The sequence below is a fragment of the Aureitalea sp. L0-47 genome (genome assembly GCF_026126405.1).
GTDB lineage: Bacteria > Bacteroidota > Bacteroidia > Flavobacteriales > Flavobacteriaceae > Pukyongia.
Window position 1 is genome coordinate 87,589 of record NZ_JAFMTQ010000004.1, and the last position, 20,083, is coordinate 107,671.

The following is a 20,083-nucleotide window of genomic DNA, read 5'->3' on the forward strand; positions in this document are numbered from 1 at the left end:
TTAAGCCTTTAATGATTTCATATCGATTACAAAACGATACTTCACATCTGCTTTCAGCATACGTTCATAAGCCGCATTGATGTCCTGCATATTGATCACCTCGATATCCGAAGTAATATTATGCTTGCCGCAGAAGTCCAGTAATTCCTGGGTTTCAGCAATTCCACCGATCAAAGAACCGGCCACAGACCTTCTTCCCATGATCATGGAAACCGTCACCAGCATAGGGTCCAGCGGACCTAAATACCCAACCACTACAAGGGTTCCGTTGGTGCTTAGAGTGTTCACGTAAGGATTGAGATCGTGTTCATAAGGTACCGTGTCGATAATAAGATCGAATCGTCCCATGGCAGCTTCCATCTGGGCGTCGTCCGTAGAAATGATCACTTCATCCGCTCCCAACTTTTTTGCATCGTCTATCTTCCCCGGTGATCGTGAGAAGAGGGTTACATGCGCTCCAAGGGCATCCGCTAGTTTGATGGCCATGTGACCCAGGCCACCAAGTCCAACAACGGCTACTTTGCTGTTCTCGTTTACCTTCCAGTGTCGCAACGGAGACCAGGTAGTAATCCCTGCGCAAAGCACAGGAGCTATTCCCGCTGCATCTAAGTTCTCAGGAACTCTTAGTACAAATTCTTCATCCACAACTATTCGTTCCGAATAGCCTCCATGGGTATTGGTTTGCAAGTGTTTGTCGAAACCTCCGTAGGTACCCACCCATTCAGGGCAGTACTGTTCAAGGTCATCTTTACAATTGTCACAGGTGCGGCAGGAGTCCACCAGGCAACCAACGGCCACCAGGTCGCCTTCTTTGTATTTGCTAACTCCGTCCCCAACACGGGTAACGCGGCCTACGATCTCGTGGCCGGGTACTACGGGAAATTCAGTCATGCCCCAGTCGTTCCGAGCAAAGTGGAGGTCGGAATGACATACTCCGCAGAACATGATATCTATTTCGACGTCTTTAGCCAGTGGCACACGTCGGTCTATTTGTAATTGTTTTAGATCCGCATCGGCAGCTTCCGTGCCGTATGCTTTTATTGATGTAGTTTGCATTTTTGTTGAATTATAAAATTATTGTGAGTTATTTATTGCGCCATATCGTCCTGACCGAGCATCAGGAAGTGATTAGATTCCGAGCCTTGAGTTCGCATCTTCAGGAAAGGCGCATATTCCGGGTCATTCATGAAGTTTGTTGCTGCCTCTTTAGAGGGCCATTCAATAATGACTCTCACCCCGACAGGTGCATCGGTTCCTTCCAGTTGTTCATGGGTAAGCGTTCGGGATAAGTAGGTACCGCCGTGTTTTGCCACCAGCTTTGAAGCGGTGGGTATGTACTTCGGGATCCATTCTTCGGAATTTGGAGTTACGTCTAATACGGAATAATACTTCATTGTATAAGGGAGTTAGTTAGTTTCTCCTAAAACTACGATTTTAATCCCAATCATTTCAGAATTAATAGTATTGAATAGCTAAACATACATTAATACAGCCCTCAATATAATTTAGTATCTTCGCACTCGTTATACCACCGTACAGATTTCCCAATTAATCTTCTGAGAATTTCGATTTAATGATTTTAATAGGTGTGTGCGTAAATCATTTACTACATCGAAAATAAAAAGCTTACCCTCGACTCCCTACTTCAAGTAGATTTTAATATTATCATATGGATCGCCGCACCGGTAATGTTTACACTGGTGGCGCTTGAGTATTACCTGTCTATTAGAAACAACAGGAAACTCTATAACGGTAAAGATTTCCTCGCATCCTCGACCATAGGATTTGGAAACCTGTTCGTAAATGCACTCACAAAGGTGGGCATCTTTTATTTTGTGGTAGTATGCTATAACATTACACCGTGGAGCATACCACATACATGGTGGTCCTATATACTGTGTTTTCTGGCATTGGATTTCACCCGCTACTGGTCGCATAAGATATCGCACGAACAGCGGTTCTGGTGGTCCACGCATGTGGTGCACCACAGTTCCACATTCTATAATTTCTCAACTTCTTTCCGGCTGTCCTGGGTTCAGAACTTAAAACTTGTCTTTTTTATCCCGGTCTTACTGATGAGTTTCGACCCTATCGTTTTTGCCATTATTCATCAAATAGAAGTGCTATATCAATTCTGGATACACACCGAATTGATCCGCAAACTCCCAAGGCCCATCGAATATATCTTTGTAACCCCGTCCCACCACAGGGTGCACCATGCGGTGAACGAGGATTATATCGATAAGAATTACGGTTCTACGCTAATTATCTGGGATAGGATCTTCGGAACTTTTCAACCCGAAAAAGAACAGGCCATTTACGGGATCACTAAGCCGGTGAATTCATACAACCCGGTATACCTGGTGTTTCACGCATGGGGAGACTTATTGAAAGACGTGTGGAAACGCCCCCGAAAAACCTGGACCATACTCTTCGGTAGCCCAACCAAATGGGAACGCGAGCAGGTTAAAAAAACAAAGGAAATACCAGCTTCAGAAAAGATACTTAGCTGATCATAACTACTAAAGTTATTTGATAGCGATCAACTCAAGATCGAATACCAGGTCCTGGCCTGCAAGAGGGTGATTGGCATCAAGCACTATATGTTCTTCGTGGACTTCAGTAATTCTGAATTGCTGTTGTGAACCATCTGGTCTGGAACCAACCAGTCCCATCCCGGCTTTAGGCTCTATGGTATCGGGAAGATCGGATTTCGGTACTTTCTGAAATAACTCATCCATTACCTCACCGTAAGCTTCTGCTTTTGCGATCGTGATGGTTTTCTTTTCAGCCACAGCCATATCCACAAGGGCGCTTTCGAATCCGGGGATCAAATGACCTTGTCCCAGCTGAACCTCCAACGGTTCCCTCTCCAGGGAGCTGTCGAAAATCTCACCACTTACCAATTTACCTGTATAATGTACCTGAACTGTATCGTTCGCCTTCACTTTGCTCATAACTTTTAAATTTAGTTTATCCAGCAAAGGTATAACCAATATAACAGAGAAGAAAATTTGAGAGAAAACTTTGATTCTACCGGGTGTTCCGGGAAATTATTCCTGTAAGCTTACGTTTACAGCATTCAAACCTCTTGGGCCTTTTTCCAGTTCGAAGCTAACCTTGTCATTTTCTGAAATTTCGTCGTTCAGGCGACTCACATGACAGAAGTGTTTTTCTTGTGTTTCGGTATCTATAATGAACCCAAAGCCTTTACTGTGATCGAAGAATGAAACCTTCCCCTTTCGAATAGGATCAAATTCCTCGTCTGATTCTTCCTTTTTGGGTATGCCTAAAATTATTTCAGAAGCTTCTATTTCTTCCTCCTCGTCCCGCTCAGGTGGAGTATCCGTTAAATTCCCGTACTTATCAACGTACGCAAAAGGGATACTTTCGTCCTTATCTTTCGCTTCTTCGCGACGAGCTTCTTTTCTTTTCTGCTTCTCTTCGCGCTTTTTTAATCGTTCTTTTTCTTTTTGTCTTTTACTGTAGGATTGTTGTGATTTTGCCATATAATGTAATATGCCGATAAGTTACGGCATTTTTAGATGAATTTTGTACAGTTCCACTATTTCTTATTCAATATTTTACATTCCATGTGCTGCGAAACTTATTCATACCTTTAAACCAACTATTTACATCTTCAAAATGAAAGAAATATTTTCATTATCGTTCGTTGTTATCTTCTTGTTTACTTCAGGTTATGCTCAAACTAAGGTGACCGGCACTGTTTCAAACAATAAGAACAAACCCCTGAGCGGAGCCATGATCTACCTGGATTCTATCAATTCCAACGTAACAACCGACAAGAAGGGACGCTATTCAGTAATGCTTATGGGAGATGTCAAGACCATTCATGTGTACTCACCTAAGTACGGACTCCTATCCCATGACTACAATGAAGAAGAAAAAATTGACTTTGTCTATATCGATGGTCGACTACCGGCCAATGAGAGGCTTGACACCAAAGACAGGGTTGCTATAGGCTACAATGAAGAGAACGAGAAATATATGGCAATGAAAGTAGAACAAGTGGATGCCGAAGAACGCATAGATGCAACTCGTTTCCTTTCTATTTACGATCTGATCCGCGATCGGGTTTCCGGAGTGCGAGTGAGCAGTGACAATAAGATCACCATTCGCGGGGTGAATTCTTTGATTTCTTCCCAGGATCCTTTGTTCGTGGTGGATGGCAACATAGTTTCCAGCATAGATTATATTCTTCCCGTAGATGTGGATAAGATCAGTGTTTTAAAGGGAACCGAGACTTCAATGTACGGTACACGCGGGGCCAATGGTGTGATCGTAATCAAAACAAAAAAATAAACCCAGCTATTCCTATCTCTCTGAAATTCAAGAGGATATAGCCGGGTTTCCTAAGTTAGTCAGGCTTGCTATTAATCACTAATGTGAGTACCTAACATAGTAGGGCGTTATAGAACCATCTGTTTCGTAGGTAAATCCGGCCGACACCCACTCATCTGCATTCGTGCCGGAACGTCTTGTAGTATGATAATGGCCATAATTATTATAGCTTCGGGAACTTAGTCGGGGATAGTAGATCACAAAATCACCCCATACTCCTACTCCACTACTCGCGTTATATATATCTCCACCAAAAGCGGTAATGATACCTATCTGTCCTTTACGGTTAGTTTCAAAATAAGGATAGGCAAAAGCGAAGTCGGGATTCCATATCTGCATCTGGTTCACCAGGTTCCAGGAGCTGGTATTGATCTCGGCGATCTGAACATGTGTATTTGGAAAATTCCCATTATCTGAAGCATTCCAAGCGAAGATCACATTGTTTTCCCGCGTTGTAGCTGCCCTAACATAGGTCTTCCAGGAAGCATCGTCTAACCAATCGTTGCCATCGGCTGCTATTGAAGACATGGTGCCATTGGGCCAGGAATTGATATTCACTTCACGCCAGCTGTAGGAGTTCTCATTATCCCTCATACTATACACCAGCATCGTACTGTTGTTCTGGTGGCCCGCCCAGTATACGGCATTGTTTCCGTTCTGTGAGACATGCGACCAGTAGGCCGTTGTTGCTCCTGTATACTGGTAGTTAACAGTACCTCCGGCTGCCAGTTCCTGAAGCGGTACTCGGACAACATAGCGGTTCGCTCCTCCTCCTATGCTACTCGTCCAGTATAGGAACTGATTTCCGAAGCTCATATCATTGTAATCCAGCACACCGCCTGAAGCCAGCGCATCATTGGTAAAATCCCAATAGGTCCAGGAAGTTCCGTTGCTGTTTCGCACACCTTGTGTATCCTGAACTGCGATGCGAATGGCATTCTGCCCGGATCCATCCTGTGAATATTGCAAGAGCCAGACGAAGAGATCGAATTCGGGAACATATTGCAGGACCTGGTCGCAGCAGAATCCACCATAATCATTTGGAAATATGGTAGTTGGATTCACACTTGTAAAGGATTGGCCGCCATCTAATGATAAGGATACCCACCAGTTTCCGGTGGTCATAACAGTTTGGCCATTTTCGGCCACACTGGGTTCCGGCAAGGTCATACTGGTATTCGGCGCATCATCGATCTCATCGTATTCTTCGAAGGAGACCGCCTGGCTGGCGCCATCGTCCTGCTTATCTACTTTAAATTCAGGGTTTAAAGGGGCGAGTGTTCCGCGTATCGGGCCATTCGGAACATAATAAGGCTTGGTTTCCTTGTTCAAAGTGTCCTTGGTTGGTGGAAATGCGGGATAGTCTCCTCCTTCGACTCTAAAAGGTTGAATAGTGCCTATCCTTAGCGAATCCCTATATTCACATGGGTCGTCGGATGACGGGTCCACCGGATCGGTTTTACCCGGATCACAATTCACTAAAAGAGCCAGAAGGGCTAATAGTCCTAGAAAGTACTTAATTAGGTTTTTCATATGGGTTAGATTTATAATTACTACTACTGAATTATTCAGCGCAGGGGATATACAAATCTAACTTATTGATAACCAGTTTATTCAAGGAAATACCCCTAATTTACAACGGGAAAATTCTAAGGATAAGAAGGGTTTTTCCTTAAATCTGATTTAGGCGTTTTCGGACTGTGGTTCGGATTTAACCTTTAGGTAGGCTTCGGTCATGTAAAAAGGATTTTCGTTAAAGGCTTTCCAATCCTTATTGAGTTCCTCGTACATATCATCCAGTAGTTTTAATTCTCCTTCGTCCAATTCCAGATCGCGTTTCAGCTCGATAATATAATCCATCAGTTCATAGCAGCTGGTGAATTGTCCGCAAGCAATTAAGGTTTCCATTCGGTTTTTGCGAATATCAGTCTCATCCCACCAAAGTGTGGTTGGAGTCTCCGAAGCTGTTAATCCAACACTTTGCAGCAATTTACCTGGAGGTGGCTTTATCTCTTTGTTGTAATCCAAACCATTGGAATAAGGGGTCTTTTTCCCGTTCAGCGCATAAACTGTAGAGGTTATAATTTTGTTCTTTAAATTTTCTTCGGAATATAGAATTCGATAATTGAGTCGGCGAATTTGTTTCAGAAAAATATCATTGATCATCTTTGCTGATGAAGTCATTCGGTCTATCAACATCCGTTTTATCAAGTCGATCCCAAGTTTCTCAAAACTGAGGACATCATCCAGCAGGGGTTCGGGAACATTTTCCTTAAACAAACGCTTTACACTAGCTATTCCAATTGCCTTTCCGATAGCTAATAATATGCCTGCCACGGTAAGTGTAAGTCCCACGCCTGTAAGCACACTTCCAATGATGTACAATGACGTCCAGGCCTGACCTTTAAATAATTCCAGGGAGTTCAGCACTATGAGTAATACCCCTACCAGCAAGGTGATCCAGTAAAGAGGCTTTACACCAAAATAACCCAACCATGTATTGATACTTGTTTTAAGAGAAGTGCTTTTATCAATTTTCGTAGTATCCTGCTGCCATGGTACCATTTTATAGCTACCTACGTCATTTACAACGATCAGGTCCAGTTCGCGGTCACGGTTTTTTTGTTCACTGATATTGATCATACTACCGATCCCCTGGTTATCGGCAATTCCACCATCCATGATCCCTACCCCATCGGTAAATCGTTCCAGGCTCTTGAGGGCCTTGTATTTAGTTGTGTTTTGATCCTTAAAATAATCATCCGGAAAAACGAGAGGTTCAAATCCCAAAGGAAAACAGGATGAGGACGCAACTATATCTCCCAGTTGTACGTCGTACATCAGCGCATCGACCTCCTTGGTATTTAAAGGATAATTTCCAAATCGCCCGGTATTCTGAAACCGGAATGCCAATCCAAAGGAGAAGTCGGTTGCGTTAAAACAAAGGTGTTTAACATGTTCAGTAGGGCTTTCCCGGAACAGTTCGAAAGCACCGCTGTACAGGTCCATTTCGGCATATGTAAGTGCGAAAGCATTGATTAAAGAGCGCTTTTTATGCGGATTATCTTTCCAAACTGCATCATCCTCCAGTTTTTTAATGGCAGTTTCCAATAGTTTGTCGTTCTCCGGTTTGAACGTATTGTAGACTTCGCGAAAGAAGTCACCAAAGTCGAGATCAGGATCCTGGGCTGCCTTTGCATAGGCAACACCCAGCAAGGTACCTCCACTTACAGTGCTCATAGCCTCTGTTTTTTTTAGCAGGTTACTATCTTTGTACTTTACTTTGTTCAGATATGAAATAACACCAAGTGCGAAGAATGTTGCGCGATATCCACCTCCGCTAAAGCAGAGACCGATACTTTCAAACGGTTTGAAATTCAGGGTTCCCATAGGATAGGTTAGTTTAGAATGATATCAATAAGGCAGGGAGTATTTCAAAGGTAAGGATACTCATTACATTTTTGCTAAGGGTTTTTACTGAAAAACTAGTCAAGCCAATTCCAGCTTATACCCTACCCCGTGTACGTTGGTAAGTTTGATGGTTTCGTCTTGCTGGAGTTTCTTCCGAAGTTTTGAAATATAAGTATCCAGGCTTCTACCAACGATAACACCGTTGTCTTCCCAGACTTTTTTAGTGAGCTCTTCTCGCTTGATCACTTCATTAGGACGCTCCACAAATATGGCGAGCAGTTCGCATTCCTTGCGTGAGAGGCTGATCTCTTCAGATTTTTTAACAAGTTTGTTCTGATCGGGAAAGAAGCGAAAACTCCCCACGGATAAGTGCGGTGGATCTGAGCTTTCGTGCCGGTTTTTATTCTTTCTGAAAAAGAAAAAATCCAGCAACACTATTAACCCTAGAATTACCAGTAAATATCCCCAGTGCAATTCGAGGCTCCGTTCAGCAGGTCGCAAGAGCCTGGCTTCAATTCTATATTCGTCCTCCGGGAGTACGCGCCCCCCACAGGCAACGATGGTCTCCTCTACCCCGGTATTCATCTGATAGCTGTATGCAACTTCCTTGTCTGAAGTTCGTATGACCTCCACTATGTACTCATCGGTAAGCCCGGCATTGTGAAGGCTATTTTCAAAAGTAGAAACCAGCAACCCGGGATCCATGGACAATTCCTTTTCAAATGAGAGCTGGAAAAGGTTGTCCGCAACTTCTTTTATTGGAAGCACCAGGGAAGTTGAATCTCCGTCGGCTCTCAGCATACGATCGCCTACTTCCCGCAGTGCGATCTTACTTTTAGAACTGAAATCGTTAGGAGAAGTGGGGTTTCCAGAGAAAATCCAGGCCACTGCCAATAAAGCAGCACCAATAATATAAAGCAGTATCCTTTTCTTCATTACGAATGTAAATAACATATAATTTGATGATATTTTACAGCTTTTGACATATCTTTTACACTCTTTTGACACATTTGAGATCTGCTTCCCCTAGTTTTACCCCATCATTAATCATACTCCTACGCCAAGGCTTCGGAGTACTATAAAACGAACGATCATGAAATACTTCTTATTCCTTTTTGCTGTCCTAACACTAGTAGGATGTAATACCAATACTTCAGAAACATACAAAGATCTCGCACTCCTTGATAAATCGGAGATGGTTATAGAAGACAAGAAAGATTATACCTATTACTACGATTCCATTGCCACGGATGAATACAAGATCAAGTTCGGGGTTAATGAACTTAAGAAAGAAGAGTTTGAACTGGTCATCAGTATGGAGCTACTCAATGATTCATACTTTGTCTCACCCAATGCCAAAAGAGATTTCAAAGGAAAATTCACAATCCAAACGGATGAATCTTCCGACATAACTTTTATCGGTGACATTGACGAAATACCTCGATCTATAGAGGAATACGACCTGCATCCTTTCGTACGTGGAAAAGTGAACTGGGTGCGAGAAGACACAAAATACTACCTGAAAGTAAAAAGAAATAGCAAGGAAGATTTTACTGTATCAAGTAACTTACAATTCGTGATCGAACCAAAATGCACCTTGGAAGAAATTCCTTTATTCATAAGGAATCAGGGAGGATACTTGAAATTTGAGGTCAGGGGTTGCTAGATTCATCAAAGGATATGGCCCTAAAGTGCTCAATCTCCTTTAATACGCTCCCATAACTGCCCCATAAGGTAAGCTGCGTCTTCCCTTGTTTTGGGATCCTCTGTGGCCATAATCTTCCCATCCTCCTCTGTTAGCAAATACGAGAAGGCAAAGGAGAAGCTGCCATCGCGTTTCGGGATCAACCCGAAACGCAGGTCGTTAAAATGCCATTGCCCATCGCGCTTGTCTATGATATACCAGCCTTCAGAGATCTTTATCAGGCGTTTCACATTGGGCCGTTCCGAGAATTCCCTGGACAACAATCGATCTTTAGCAAAGGGTGTGAAAGTAATGGGCTTATTATCGAAGAATGAATAATCACCTATGAGATAATCTTGCTCGGTATCTACATTGGCGTTCCATAGCACGGTTGTAAATGGGGCGGGGCGTGTTGACATTTCCTTATATTCAATGCCCTGGGTCTCCAGTGCATTTTCAAACTTGCTGAACGCAGCCCATTTCAGAAGGACACATAACAGCAGGTATCCGCTTGATATCCCGATTCCGGTCCAATTCAATTTGCTGCGAATCCCAGATCCCCTTTTATTAAACATGGCCAGAACAAGGAAAATGAGGAAAGGTACAGTGTACATCGGATCTATCACAAAGATGGTGTTGTATGCGAGCCGAAGATCAAATGGCCAGAACAACTGCGTTCCCCATGTGGTAAAGGCGTCGAGTACAGCATGCGTTAGCAATCCCCAGAAGAATAGCCGTGCCCATGGTTTCCAACCGAGGTTCTTTTTTCTTTCGAGCTTGTTGACCAGCCACCCGAAAACCGGTGACATGATAAGGGCAAAAAACACCGAATGACTCACACCGCGATGTAATTCGATGGCGGTAATGGTATCTGTTAAAAAATTAGCCACCACGTCAAGATCAGGTATGGTGCCCGCGATCATGCCATACAACACAGCTTTATTGCCTACCTTCTTTCCTAAAGTGGCTTCTCCAACAGCGCCACCAAGTACCATTTGAGTGATTGAATCCAATCTCGACTATGATCTAATTTAAAACGAGGGTAAAGATAAGAATTGTACTATCAAACTAAGTAGAGCTTTTATAGTTCCAGTTCTTTCCGGATGGCTGGGACATCCAGGGAATTGATTAGCGTGATGATATTGGGATACCAGTTTTCGTGATATCCGAACTCATCGTATCTCAACTCACGAATTGCGTCTTCTTTGGACCAATTCTGAAATACCACCCGATAGGCCGCGGCAACCGCCCCGGTCCTGTCGGATCCATGCCAGCAGTGGATCAATACCGGTTTCTCCGAGTCCTTTATCACGCGCAGGGCCTCCACTAGCTGAGCTTCAGTCAATTCCTTAGTCCTGATGGGTATCCAGTTCAATGTAAGATCGGTAGATCGTGCTTTCCTTCGATCCTCCTTCAACCTTCTGAAGTTGATTATAGATTGAACACCCATGCCTTCAAGCTCCTTAAAACCCTTACGAGAAGGCTGTTCAGAACGAAAAAGAGAATCGTTCAGTTTGTAGAGGTTTTTGAAATTTCGGGATTCAATCTTTTCGAAATCCTGCTGACCCAAAACCATAACGGGGAACAGGAAGATCGCTATTAAAGATGTCTTTAATTGAATATAAAAGTTCATGCGATGGACTCGGGTATGTTACTTTTTAACCGATTGTTTTAGTTCTTCAAAAAGTGTACCTAATTTGAGCAATCGTTGATTCGCGTCCTGCCCGATCTGCTGATCGGCTCCACTAACCATATTCAGTAAATAAGAAATCTGTGATACCATCATTTGCTGAGGATAGGCACCGTCGGCATTTTTAAGTTTGGACAGCGCAGTATTCACTAATTCCAATCTACGTTTGTTCGCCTTTCCTTTCATCTTTTCCAGTTGCTCGACTTCCTTCTCCAGATCTGACTGAAGTATCCGTGCCTCAGAAAGCAAGCTGATCACTTTATTTTGAAAAGCGATCTGTTCTTTGATGATCATCTCCGTAATTCCCGAAGCATTTACCCTGGGATCCATAACGATCTCAAACGGTTGTTCCGAAGTTTGATCCCCAACAGTTAACACTGCGATATAAGTACCCGGCGCCACCATTGGACCGTTCTTAAACCGCCTTCTTTCGCTTGAATGCCAGGCTCCTTTGCTGCGCATATTCCAGGAAAAACGGTGTAGTCCGGGTTTCGACTCTAGTTTTTTATCGGTGTATCTGAAAGTCTGACTCAAATTCATATCTTCCACTACCTCTTCTGAATCAGCCTTACTGGAGGAAGCACTTTCAATAACCGCAACGGTACTTCCCTGGCCATCTCGTATTTCCAACTGAACACTTCCGTCTTGTCCACCAGGGACATAATAATCGATTATAACGGCAGGGTCGGGGTATTGCGGGAACCTGGACCAACTTGATTTTGGCCAACGATAACGAACAGTAGTATCCGGTTTGAACAGGACTGCAGCTACTGCAAGTTCGTTCACGTTCTGCTGTCTCAAGGTGGTAATATTATCGAGTATCCAGAATCCACGGCCCATAGTACTTATCACCAGGTCACCACGATGAATCTTCAGGTCGGTAATGGGTGTCACAGGTAAATTTTGCTGAAAGGCCTCCCAGGATGCTCCGTCATTGAAAGAAACAAAAACTCCATATTCGGTGCCAGCGAATAGTAATCCCGGTCTTACAGGGTCTTCACGCAGTACTCTAGCATTAAAATCGGATGGTATTCCTTCGGAAATCAATTCCCAGGAAGTACCGTAATTGGAAGTTTTATACACATATGGCTTAGAATCACCCATTAGATGGTGATCAACAACCACATAGGCCTTTGCCGCATCAAAATGGGAAGGTTCCACCGATTCCACTCTTCCCCCTTTCGGAAGGCTCCTGGGTGTAACATTCTCCCAGTTTGCACCGCCATCACGGGTTACATGAACCAATCCGTCATTGGATCCTACCCAAAGAAGTCCTTTGGATAGTTTCGACTCACGAATCGAATAGATCGTACTGTAGTATTCTTCCCCGGTGATATCACGAGTGATCGGACTTCCGGAAATAACTTGTTTATCTGCCTCAAAGGCGGTAAGGTCGGGAGAAATGGTTTCCCAACTCAGTCCGTCATTGGTTGTTTTATGAAGGTATTGTGATCCGTGGTACACCACATCGGGATCGTGAGGAGAAACATGAATGGGTGCCACTCTTTGAAAGCGGTATTCCAGGTCCTTCGGATTGTGGCCATAGATGTTAGAAGCTCCCACATAATAGCCCTTTTCGTTCCCTGTGGTCTTGTTGAACACAGAGAAACGTCCTTTGCAGTTTGCATATACAATGTTGTGATTACCGGGTTTCGGTACGGCGGGTCCTGTTTCACACCCCCCCGTGTTGATGATCCATCCCTTTCCAGCCGTTTGCGTTGACGAAGGCGGAAAACTTGGTACGGCAATAGTAGATGAATTATCCTGCATTCCGGCGTACAACCAATAAGGATATTGGTCGTCTACCTCAACCTGGTAAAGCTCTGATGTGGGCTGATTGAACTGGGAAGACCAGGTCTTTCCCCCATTATGGGAAACGTTTGCACCTCCATCGTTACATTGAATGAGAATGTCCGGGTTATCAGGATTGAGCCAAATATCGTGGTTATCCCCATGCGGAACGTCCATACGTCCCCAGGTCTCGCCACCATCAGTAGATTTTAATAAAGGATTTGCATTGGAATAGACAATGTCCGAATCGGTAGGATCGAGTTCAATATTGGTGTAGTAAAAGGGCCGATTTACCAAGCGTTTATCATCTGAGACATGTTCGAAGGTCTTTCCCTGGTCTTTTGATTTATACAAACCCAGTTCTCCATCCGCAGCTTCGATCACGGCGTACAGTATACTTGAATCTATCGGCGAAACCGCAAGGTCAATCTTACCGATAAGTCCTTTAGGGAGTCCTTTTTTCAAACGTTTCCAGTCTTTTCCTCCATTTTCGGATTTGTAAATTCCTCCTTCGGAATTCTTTCCACCCGAATTAATGGACCATGGATATCTTCGGGCCTTCCAGGCGGCGGCGTACACTATCTCCGGATTACCGGGAAGCAACTCGAGGTCGACGAATCCTGTTTCTTCAGAAACAAATAATACTTTTTCCCAGGTCTTTCCACCGTCAATGGTTTTGAAAACCCCACGCTCGGGATTCGCCCTGAATGCATTTCCGATAGCTGCTACCCATACGATATTATGATTATTAGGATCAATCTCAACAGCTCCTATCTGACCCACATTCTTTAATCCGATGTGATCCCAGGTCTTTCCACCGTCCACCGACTTGTACATCCCACGGCCACTGATTACATTGGATCGCAGCCCGTCTGTTCCGGTGCCTACGTAAACGATATTCGGGTCGTTATGTGCGATCTCTATAGCACCAATGGAAGGTGTTTCAAAAAACCCATCCGATACGTTATTCCAGCTAACCCCATAATCGGTTGTTTTCCAAACGCCACCCCCGGTTGCACCCAGGTAAAAGGTGCCAGGTTCCATGACGGTTCCGGTAACGGTTGTTACACGCCCACCGCGCTCGGGGCCAACGGTTCGGTATTGAAAGGACGAAAAGTCCTGAGCGATAATCGGGTTGATAAAGAATAATAGTATCCAGGCTGGGGTTAAGCGAAATATAATTGACATAAATTCAATAAAATGATTGGTAAGAAGCTAAAGATAATGAAGTTTTAGCTTACAATTCAATAACATTTTAGCCGTGGATCCCCATAAGAACTTTTAAAAAACCCTGAGGTAACAGCCCCAGGGTTCTATAACTATTGACAGAGCTCTTCGAGCGTATCTTCAATGTCTCCCGGAGTACTCATTATCTTCATGAAGGTACCCATAGTGAGGTCTGGCCAGTGCAAGGCTATTCGATATTTACCGTGCAACATTGTGGCTTTATTGCCCTGAAGTATGATTTCATAAGGTAGGGCTGCAGCATGGGCTTCGCCAATCTTTGGAAGGAAGTGGGATTCTCCGTCTTCGGAACTACGGAGTCCAACGCCAAATACGGCTACTTTACTGTTTTTATAGACGAGTTTATACACCTGTACCGTATTTCCTTTCTTCTGTTTAAGGTTATTCTCAATAGTTTGCAAGCCTTCTTCAAAAGAGGCAAATTCATTTAGTTCCACGGGATCTGTGAAATAAGGCATCATTATCTTGTAATGATACTTCTTTAATTTGTCGGCTTCTACACTCCCTCCGAAAGGAGTAAATTCAGATCCTAATGGTGCGAAACAAGTACGCAGATCAGAACTGAACGTTGTAAATACATTTTTGTAGGAACTGTAATTATCCATGAGATATGCTCGTAGAATATAATCGGGGTTTGTATAGGACATCACAACCTTATCTCCTTTTTTCACCAACCCAACTTTATAGGCTGCCGCAAGTGCTCCCCTATCCTTAACTTTTACAACGGTGTTCTTTATATCGGACCGTGTAAAGACGATAACCTTAAGTCCGCTCTTACGTGCCGGATTATAAACCCCCAGAACCGAAAATGAATTATCCTTCAAAGCATTTATTACTTTCTCTGAAACTTGATCAATGGTTTCCGAGGATTCCCCTATCTTTATATAGGGTGCTATTTCCTGGGCTGTAGATTGAAATCCAAGACCCAGAATGAGAATGAAACTGATGATTAAATTTTTCATATTTACGGTTTTAATCCAGTAAAATTAAGACCCTTTAATTCTCGTGGCAATGACAATAGTCATAGAGATAAAAGCCACTGCATCTGAGCTTTAACTTGTAAGGTCGTAGTAAGATGAAAATCCATCACAAAATATTATTTGTGCCGCTTTTGGGGATGTTATTATTTGTGTTTTTTTATCTGATTGCTGCGTTTTCATACCCCGGAGGCTCTTATGTAGACCCCACTCATTCGGGTTTTAGTTTTCGCTATAATTATTTGTGTGATTTGCTGGATAATTACGCTATTAACGGCAAACAGAACACAGCCAGGATATACGCCAGGATTTCACTGGGCATACTTTGCAGCAGCATCCTGATCCTCTGGTTATACTTACCCAGATTGTTCGATATTAAACGGTCTGTTGCAGTATTAACAAGTGCTTTCGGTGTATTGTCCATGATAACCACCGGTTTTATGGTATTTGGCGGGCATGATGTAGTGGTTCGCGTCGCGGGTGCTTTCGGGGCGATTGCCCTGCTACTTACTTTCAAGCAATTGTATGATGCCCATTACCGAAAGTTGTTTTTCCTCGGAATATTCAGTTTGATATTATTCCTGGCAAACTATTTTATTTATGAAACCGGTCTAATGATCGAAAATCTCCCGCTCCTTCAGAAGTTCACATTTATTAGCTGTATGGCCTGGTTTGCAATTCTGAACGTGATGCTCATACGCAGGTACAGTTGATTTGAAAACTTTTCCGCAATCCTGACGCAGGTCATTGCCAAAATTTACCACCTGTCCTATCTTTATTTGTTAACCTGAAAACAATCTGTTATGCTAACTGCTGTATCAAATATTAAGATAACACGACTCCCCAAAAGGACGCTTGCGTATGTACGTAATGTTGGGCCTTATATGGGTGATACCGAGCTATTTGGACGATTGTTCAATACGGTCATGGAATGGGCCGCACCTAAAGGCCTGATGACCGAAAAAACCGAGGCAATTACGGTATATCATGACGATCCCTGCACTGTGCCTGAAGAAAAACAACGGATTAGTGTGGGCTTTACCGTTCCGGAAAAAACAATCACTCCTGAAGGAATACATCTAATGACGCTACCCGAAGGAAAATACATCGTGGGTTCTTACGAGATCCTTCCCGAAGAATATAAAAATGCATGGAAGGAAGTCCTGGACTTTATTCGCGATGAAAATATCACACCCACAACGCTTGAATTTGAGTCGTATAAGAACGACCCGAATACGCACCCGGAGGGTAAGCATATAGTGGACATCTGTGTTCAAATTGAATAAACAGATACCGGATGTTTCAAGCCTGTGCAAGTGATGAAAGCAAGCTCCAAACCGAGAAAGAGGCTGTATACAAAGGTATTTTTGCAGTCAAAACGAGTTTGATTTGGTTTCTATAGGTTTTCTAAATCCCAAAATGTTGAGATTCTGAATTAAATTCAGAATCTCATAAATCCAATTTTTTGAGGCAGTCTCTTTCTTTAAATCTGAAGTATCTCTTTACTGCTTCGTTCCGCGTCCGGGTGTATACGGCATTTTGGCTTGTTTGAATGATGCCTCCAATTGTTTTACTTCAACATCTATCAGATTATTGAGTTGCGCAAATAACGAATTCAATTCGGCCTTAGCTATATTATAACTATCCCTGTGTGTCTTGGTAACTTCGGAGGTAGTATATTTTTGCTCATAACTAACGATTCCTAACCTATTTGCAGGAGAAGGCGGTTGATCCATATCAAGTGAACGCTTCACAGGATCGCCATACAACTTATGGTTTATATCCTCCAGTTTGTCCTCCACAGCAATGACTTGCTTTAAAAGGTTTCCATAAGGCTGTTCAGATCGCTTGAGAGCCGATTTCATGTATCGGAGCTTCTCATTGAGTTCGCCCATCTTGCTTTGCATTTCACCTACTTTAGACTCCAATTCACTTATCTCACGCTGGAAAGCCACTTTCTCTCCTCGGTCTTTAGCCGGCATAACCGTATTGTTCAATGCCTTCACCTCAAAGGATTGCGGTGTTACCAGGGGCGTAAACTCACCGTCCTGCTCCAATTGCATGTCAATGGTATAACTGCCGGGTTCAACAAGCGTCCCCTCATCTTTGGATGCCCACGGGTTGTAGAAGGATGGGGTGTAAAAGTCTATTGGATCCTGGAGCGTATACCTCAGATTCCATTTAAACCTGTTGATCCCTCTTGAAGGTTTCTGAAATTCCTTCTTCACAATCTGTCCTTTCGAATCGCGAATAGTAAAGACGAGTTGTGGATCGGCTTCTTCTCTTTCAGCTTTTAGCTCATCATAGGTAGGATATCTAACATCCTTCTTCTCCTTTATCAATTCATTTTCGCTTTCCTTACGGGTATCTTCCAGAGACTTGTGATCCTCGCCGTAGTAATAGGTGATGATCGCCTCCGGACCGAGATTTTCGGCCGTATAAAAATTGTCTCCCTGGAAGGCCTTACCCGGTAATCCTAATGGTGAACTCTGCTCCCAGGTAAGTGCATCGCGAATTGGGAATATCTTTGCTTTCTCCACAGGGACACTGTTCTCAACAGATCGCAATGCTGAATAATCATCAAGCACATAAAAGCCCCTTCCGAAGGTACCCAGCACCAGGTCGTTCTCACGTTCCTGTATTGCAATATCCCGAACAGCTATCGTTGGTAATCCCGCTGAAAGTTCCTTCCATCGTTTACCGCTATTGGGTGAAAAGAATGCAGCAAACTCTGTTCCACAGAAAATAAGATCCTTATCTACCGGATCCTCTTCAATGGCATAAACACTTCCTCTCTCAGGCAGATTGCCACTTATTGATGTCCAACTAGCACCTTTGTCTGCCGATCTAAAGATATACGGCTTAAAATCACCGTACTTATGATGATTAAAAGCAACATAGATCACGTTTTTATCATGACGAGACAGGTAAATGCTATTCACATAGGACATGTTGGGAACACCATTAACCCCGTCAATCTTCCTCCAGCTTTGTCCACCATTCTCAGTTATGTGGATAAGGCCATCATCGGTTCCAATAGCCAGAAGATTGGGGTCAAGTGGCGATTCTGATAAGGCCACGATACTGCCAAACTGAGAGGTTGAACCATTTTTCATCACTGCGTCTATGCTAAGTACTCGATCGAACACTTTCAGTTTATTTCGGTCCAACTTGCGCGACATGTCGTCGCTGATCACTTCCCAACTATTGCCGTAATCATTGGAACGGAACAATTTATCGGCTGCAAAATAGAGTCGGCCAGGTGCATGACGACTTACCACAAGAGGTGAATCCCAGTTAAAATTGTAAGCATTCTCTCCCTTTCGCTCCTTGGGTTGAATTCCTACGATCTCACCACTTTTTCTATCGTAACGAACCAGGAAACCATATTGCGATTGGGCATAAACTATATCCGGGTTGTCCGGATCCACCTGGGATTCAAAGCCATCACCACCATTGGTAATAAACCAATCGAAATTGGTGATGCCGTGGTTTGTCAATACGCGGGAAGGTCCACCAATACTAAAATTATCCTGGGTCCCTCCGTAAATATTATAAAAGGGATAGTCATTATCTACCGCAACCTTGTAAAACTGGGTAACAGGTAAATTTTCTTTGAAATCCCATTGCTTTCCGGAATCGAATGTCTCGTAAATACCGCCATCACATCCCACCAACCAGTGCGCTGTGTTTTTTGGATTTATCCACATAGAATGGTTGTCGACGTGCTTGTAGGTCTCTCCTACTACCTTGAAATTCTTTCCGCCGTCATGACTAACGGACATCCAGGTATCCATGGAGTACAATGTTTCAGGATCTACCGGATCTACTATGATCTCCTGGTAATAGTTTCCACTGGTCACGTGACCGCCTCGCTTTTCCCAGCTGGCACCGCGGTTTGTAGTTCTGAATACACCTCCTTTGCTATCCGCAGCCTCTACTATGGCATACACCAGGTGAGGATCTGCCGGGGTTACGGCCAGGCCGATTCGTCCCAATTCAACACCAGGCAATCCCGTCTGAGCTTTAGTCCAGGTTTCTCCTCCATCGGTGCTTTTATGGATCCCTGAACCAGGGCCACCTCCTACGTATGTATAAACATGTCGTCTTCGCTGATGTGTAGACGCGTATAGAACATCCGGATTAGCAGGACTCATAACCACGTCATTCACACCGGTATGCTCATCAACCGTAAGCACGGCTGTCCAGTTTTTTCCACCGTCTTCCGACTTATAAAGTCCGCGATCTCCTCCTTTGCTCCACAAAGGACCAATGGCCGCTACATAGATCACATCCGAATTATCGGGATGTACAATGATCTTTCCAATATGCTCCGAGTTTTTTAAACCCATGTGGGTCCATGAAGCACCTCCGTCTTCCGACTTGTAAACCCCGTCCCCGTATGCAACGGATCGTTGATTGTTATTTTCTCCGGTACCCACCCAAATCACATTGGGATTGTTTGGATCCATGGTTATACATCCAATGGAATACGATCCTTCATTGTCGAAGATAGGGGTGAAATCGACGCCCGAATTTATAGTCTTCCATACACCACCTGAAGAGGTCGCGACGTAGTATTCAAAAGGATTATCCGGGTTTACGGCGATATCGGATATCCGGCCGGAAGTCAGTGCCGGTCCAACACAACGCCAACTTAGACCGCTGATGTTTAGCGTATCCAGTGCCTGTTTTTCTTCGGATTTCTTTTTTTGTGCTGAAGTATCAACAGGAAGTATAAATAATACAAATGCAAGGAGAATAAAACATTTTTTCATCGGAATAGATTGTTAGTTTTTTAATGCGGAAGCATAAAGATAGTGAACTATTTGAGACCTGTAAGCAAATCACATAGCTGATATGCTTCAGGAAATTGAAGGCTAATCGAAATCTAAAAGAAAGGCCGGGCAGTGCTGTCAGAAT

Annotated in this window: 17 protein-coding genes; 5 read left to right on the forward strand and 12 right to left on the reverse strand. The window is 43.6% G+C overall.

What is annotated here, in order from left to right:
- Nucleotides 1-1,056 (reverse strand): NAD(P)-dependent alcohol dehydrogenase, encoded by a 1,056-nt coding sequence (locus J1N09_RS06195; RefSeq protein WP_265198982.1) that lies wholly within the window; start codon nt 1,054-1,056, stop codon nt 1-3.
- 32 nt (nt 1,057-1,088) lie between these two features.
- The gene (locus J1N09_RS06200) at nt 1,089-1,394 is read right to left on the reverse strand and encodes a DUF1330 domain-containing protein (RefSeq protein ID WP_265198984.1); all 306 of its coding nucleotides are present in this window, start codon (nt 1,392-1,394) and stop codon (nt 1,089-1,091) included.
- 294 nt (nt 1,395-1,688) lie between these two features.
- Between J1N09_RS06200 and J1N09_RS06205 the strand changes: the two genes are divergently transcribed.
- On the forward strand, nt 1,689-2,513 hold the full coding sequence (locus J1N09_RS06205) for a sterol desaturase family protein (RefSeq protein WP_265198987.1): 825 nt from the start codon (nt 1,689-1,691) through the stop codon (nt 2,511-2,513).
- A 15-nt stretch (nt 2,514-2,528) separates the two neighbouring features.
- Here the strand turns inward: J1N09_RS06205 and J1N09_RS06210 are convergent, their stop codons facing one another.
- Both J1N09_RS06210 and J1N09_RS06215 read right to left on the reverse strand, forming a co-directional pair.
- Nucleotides 2,529-2,957 carry an FKBP-type peptidyl-prolyl cis-trans isomerase gene (locus J1N09_RS06210; RefSeq protein WP_265198989.1) on the reverse strand — a complete coding sequence of 143 codons (429 nt, stop codon included), beginning with the start codon at nt 2,955-2,957 and terminating at the stop codon, nt 2,529-2,531.
- A 96-nt stretch (nt 2,958-3,053) separates the two neighbouring features.
- Nucleotides 3,054-3,509: a cold-shock protein gene (locus tag J1N09_RS06215; RefSeq protein WP_265198990.1), complete on the reverse strand. Its 456-nt coding sequence runs from the start codon at nt 3,507-3,509 to the stop codon at nt 3,054-3,056.
- Nucleotides 3,510-3,645: 136 nt separating this feature from the next.
- Here J1N09_RS06215 and J1N09_RS06220 point away from each other — a divergent pair, with 136 nt between their 5' ends.
- Entirely contained in the window at nt 3,646-4,323 is a 678-nt protein-coding gene (locus J1N09_RS06220; protein WP_265198992.1) for a TonB-dependent receptor plug domain-containing protein, read from the forward strand.
- Between the two features lie 78 nt (nt 4,324-4,401).
- Here the strand turns inward: J1N09_RS06220 and J1N09_RS06225 are convergent, their stop codons facing one another.
- The 3 genes from J1N09_RS06225 to J1N09_RS06235 form a co-directional block, all read right to left on the reverse strand.
- Nucleotides 4,402-5,895 carry a hypothetical protein gene (locus J1N09_RS06225; RefSeq protein WP_265198994.1) on the reverse strand — a complete coding sequence of 498 codons (1,494 nt, stop codon included), beginning with the start codon at nt 5,893-5,895 and terminating at the stop codon, nt 4,402-4,404.
- 150 nt (nt 5,896-6,045) lie between these two features.
- Complete coding sequence (locus tag J1N09_RS06230) at nt 6,046-7,752, reverse strand: patatin-like phospholipase family protein (protein ID WP_265198996.1); 1,707 nt, start codon at nt 7,750-7,752, stop codon at nt 6,046-6,048.
- A gap of 99 nt (nt 7,753-7,851) precedes the next feature.
- Nucleotides 7,852-8,709, reverse strand: coding sequence for a winged helix-turn-helix domain-containing protein (locus tag J1N09_RS06235; protein ID WP_265198998.1), 858 nt, complete (start codon nt 8,707-8,709; stop codon nt 7,852-7,854).
- A 157-nt stretch (nt 8,710-8,866) separates the two neighbouring features.
- On the opposite strand from J1N09_RS06235, the gene J1N09_RS06240 reads away from it, so the two are divergent.
- The gene (locus J1N09_RS06240) at nt 8,867-9,439 is read left to right on the forward strand and encodes a hypothetical protein (RefSeq protein ID WP_265199000.1); all 573 of its coding nucleotides are present in this window, start codon (nt 8,867-8,869) and stop codon (nt 9,437-9,439) included.
- A gap of 29 nt (nt 9,440-9,468) precedes the next feature.
- On the opposite strand, the gene J1N09_RS06245 is transcribed toward J1N09_RS06240, so the two are convergent.
- The 4 genes from J1N09_RS06245 to J1N09_RS06260 all read right to left on the reverse strand — a co-directional run bounded on the left by J1N09_RS06245 (nt 9,469) and on the right by J1N09_RS06260 (nt 15,145).
- Nucleotides 9,469-10,470 (reverse strand): metal-dependent hydrolase, encoded by a 1,002-nt coding sequence (locus J1N09_RS06245; RefSeq protein ID WP_265199002.1) that lies wholly within the window; start codon nt 10,468-10,470, stop codon nt 9,469-9,471.
- 68 nt (nt 10,471-10,538) lie between these two features.
- Complete coding sequence (locus J1N09_RS06250) at nt 10,539-11,090, reverse strand: tyrosine-protein phosphatase (protein WP_265199004.1); 552 nt, start codon at nt 11,088-11,090, stop codon at nt 10,539-10,541.
- A gap of 18 nt (nt 11,091-11,108) precedes the next feature.
- A complete protein-coding gene (locus J1N09_RS06255) occupies nt 11,109-14,126 on the reverse strand; it encodes a WD40/YVTN/BNR-like repeat-containing protein (protein WP_265199007.1) in 3,018 nt (1,005 codons plus the stop codon).
- A 131-nt stretch (nt 14,127-14,257) separates the two neighbouring features.
- Nucleotides 14,258-15,145 carry a hypothetical protein gene (locus J1N09_RS06260; protein WP_265199008.1) on the reverse strand — a complete coding sequence of 296 codons (888 nt, stop codon included), beginning with the start codon at nt 15,143-15,145 and terminating at the stop codon, nt 14,258-14,260.
- Nucleotides 15,146-15,411: 266 nt separating this feature from the next.
- Here J1N09_RS06260 and J1N09_RS06265 point away from each other — a divergent pair, with 266 nt between their 5' ends.
- The gene (locus tag J1N09_RS06265; RefSeq protein ID WP_265199010.1) at nt 15,412-15,873 is read left to right on the forward strand and encodes a hypothetical protein; all 462 of its coding nucleotides are present in this window, start codon (nt 15,412-15,414) and stop codon (nt 15,871-15,873) included.
- A gap of 90 nt (nt 15,874-15,963) precedes the next feature.
- Nucleotides 15,964-16,446, forward strand: a complete 483-nt coding sequence (locus J1N09_RS06270) for an AraC family transcriptional regulator (RefSeq protein ID WP_265199011.1) — start codon at nt 15,964-15,966, stop codon at nt 16,444-16,446.
- 216 nt (nt 16,447-16,662) lie between these two features.
- Here the strand turns inward: J1N09_RS06270 and J1N09_RS06275 are convergent, their stop codons facing one another.
- A complete protein-coding gene (locus tag J1N09_RS06275) occupies nt 16,663-19,938 on the reverse strand; it encodes a WD40/YVTN/BNR-like repeat-containing protein (RefSeq protein ID WP_265199013.1) in 3,276 nt (1,091 codons plus the stop codon).
- Nucleotides 19,939-20,083 lie beyond the last annotated feature (145 nt).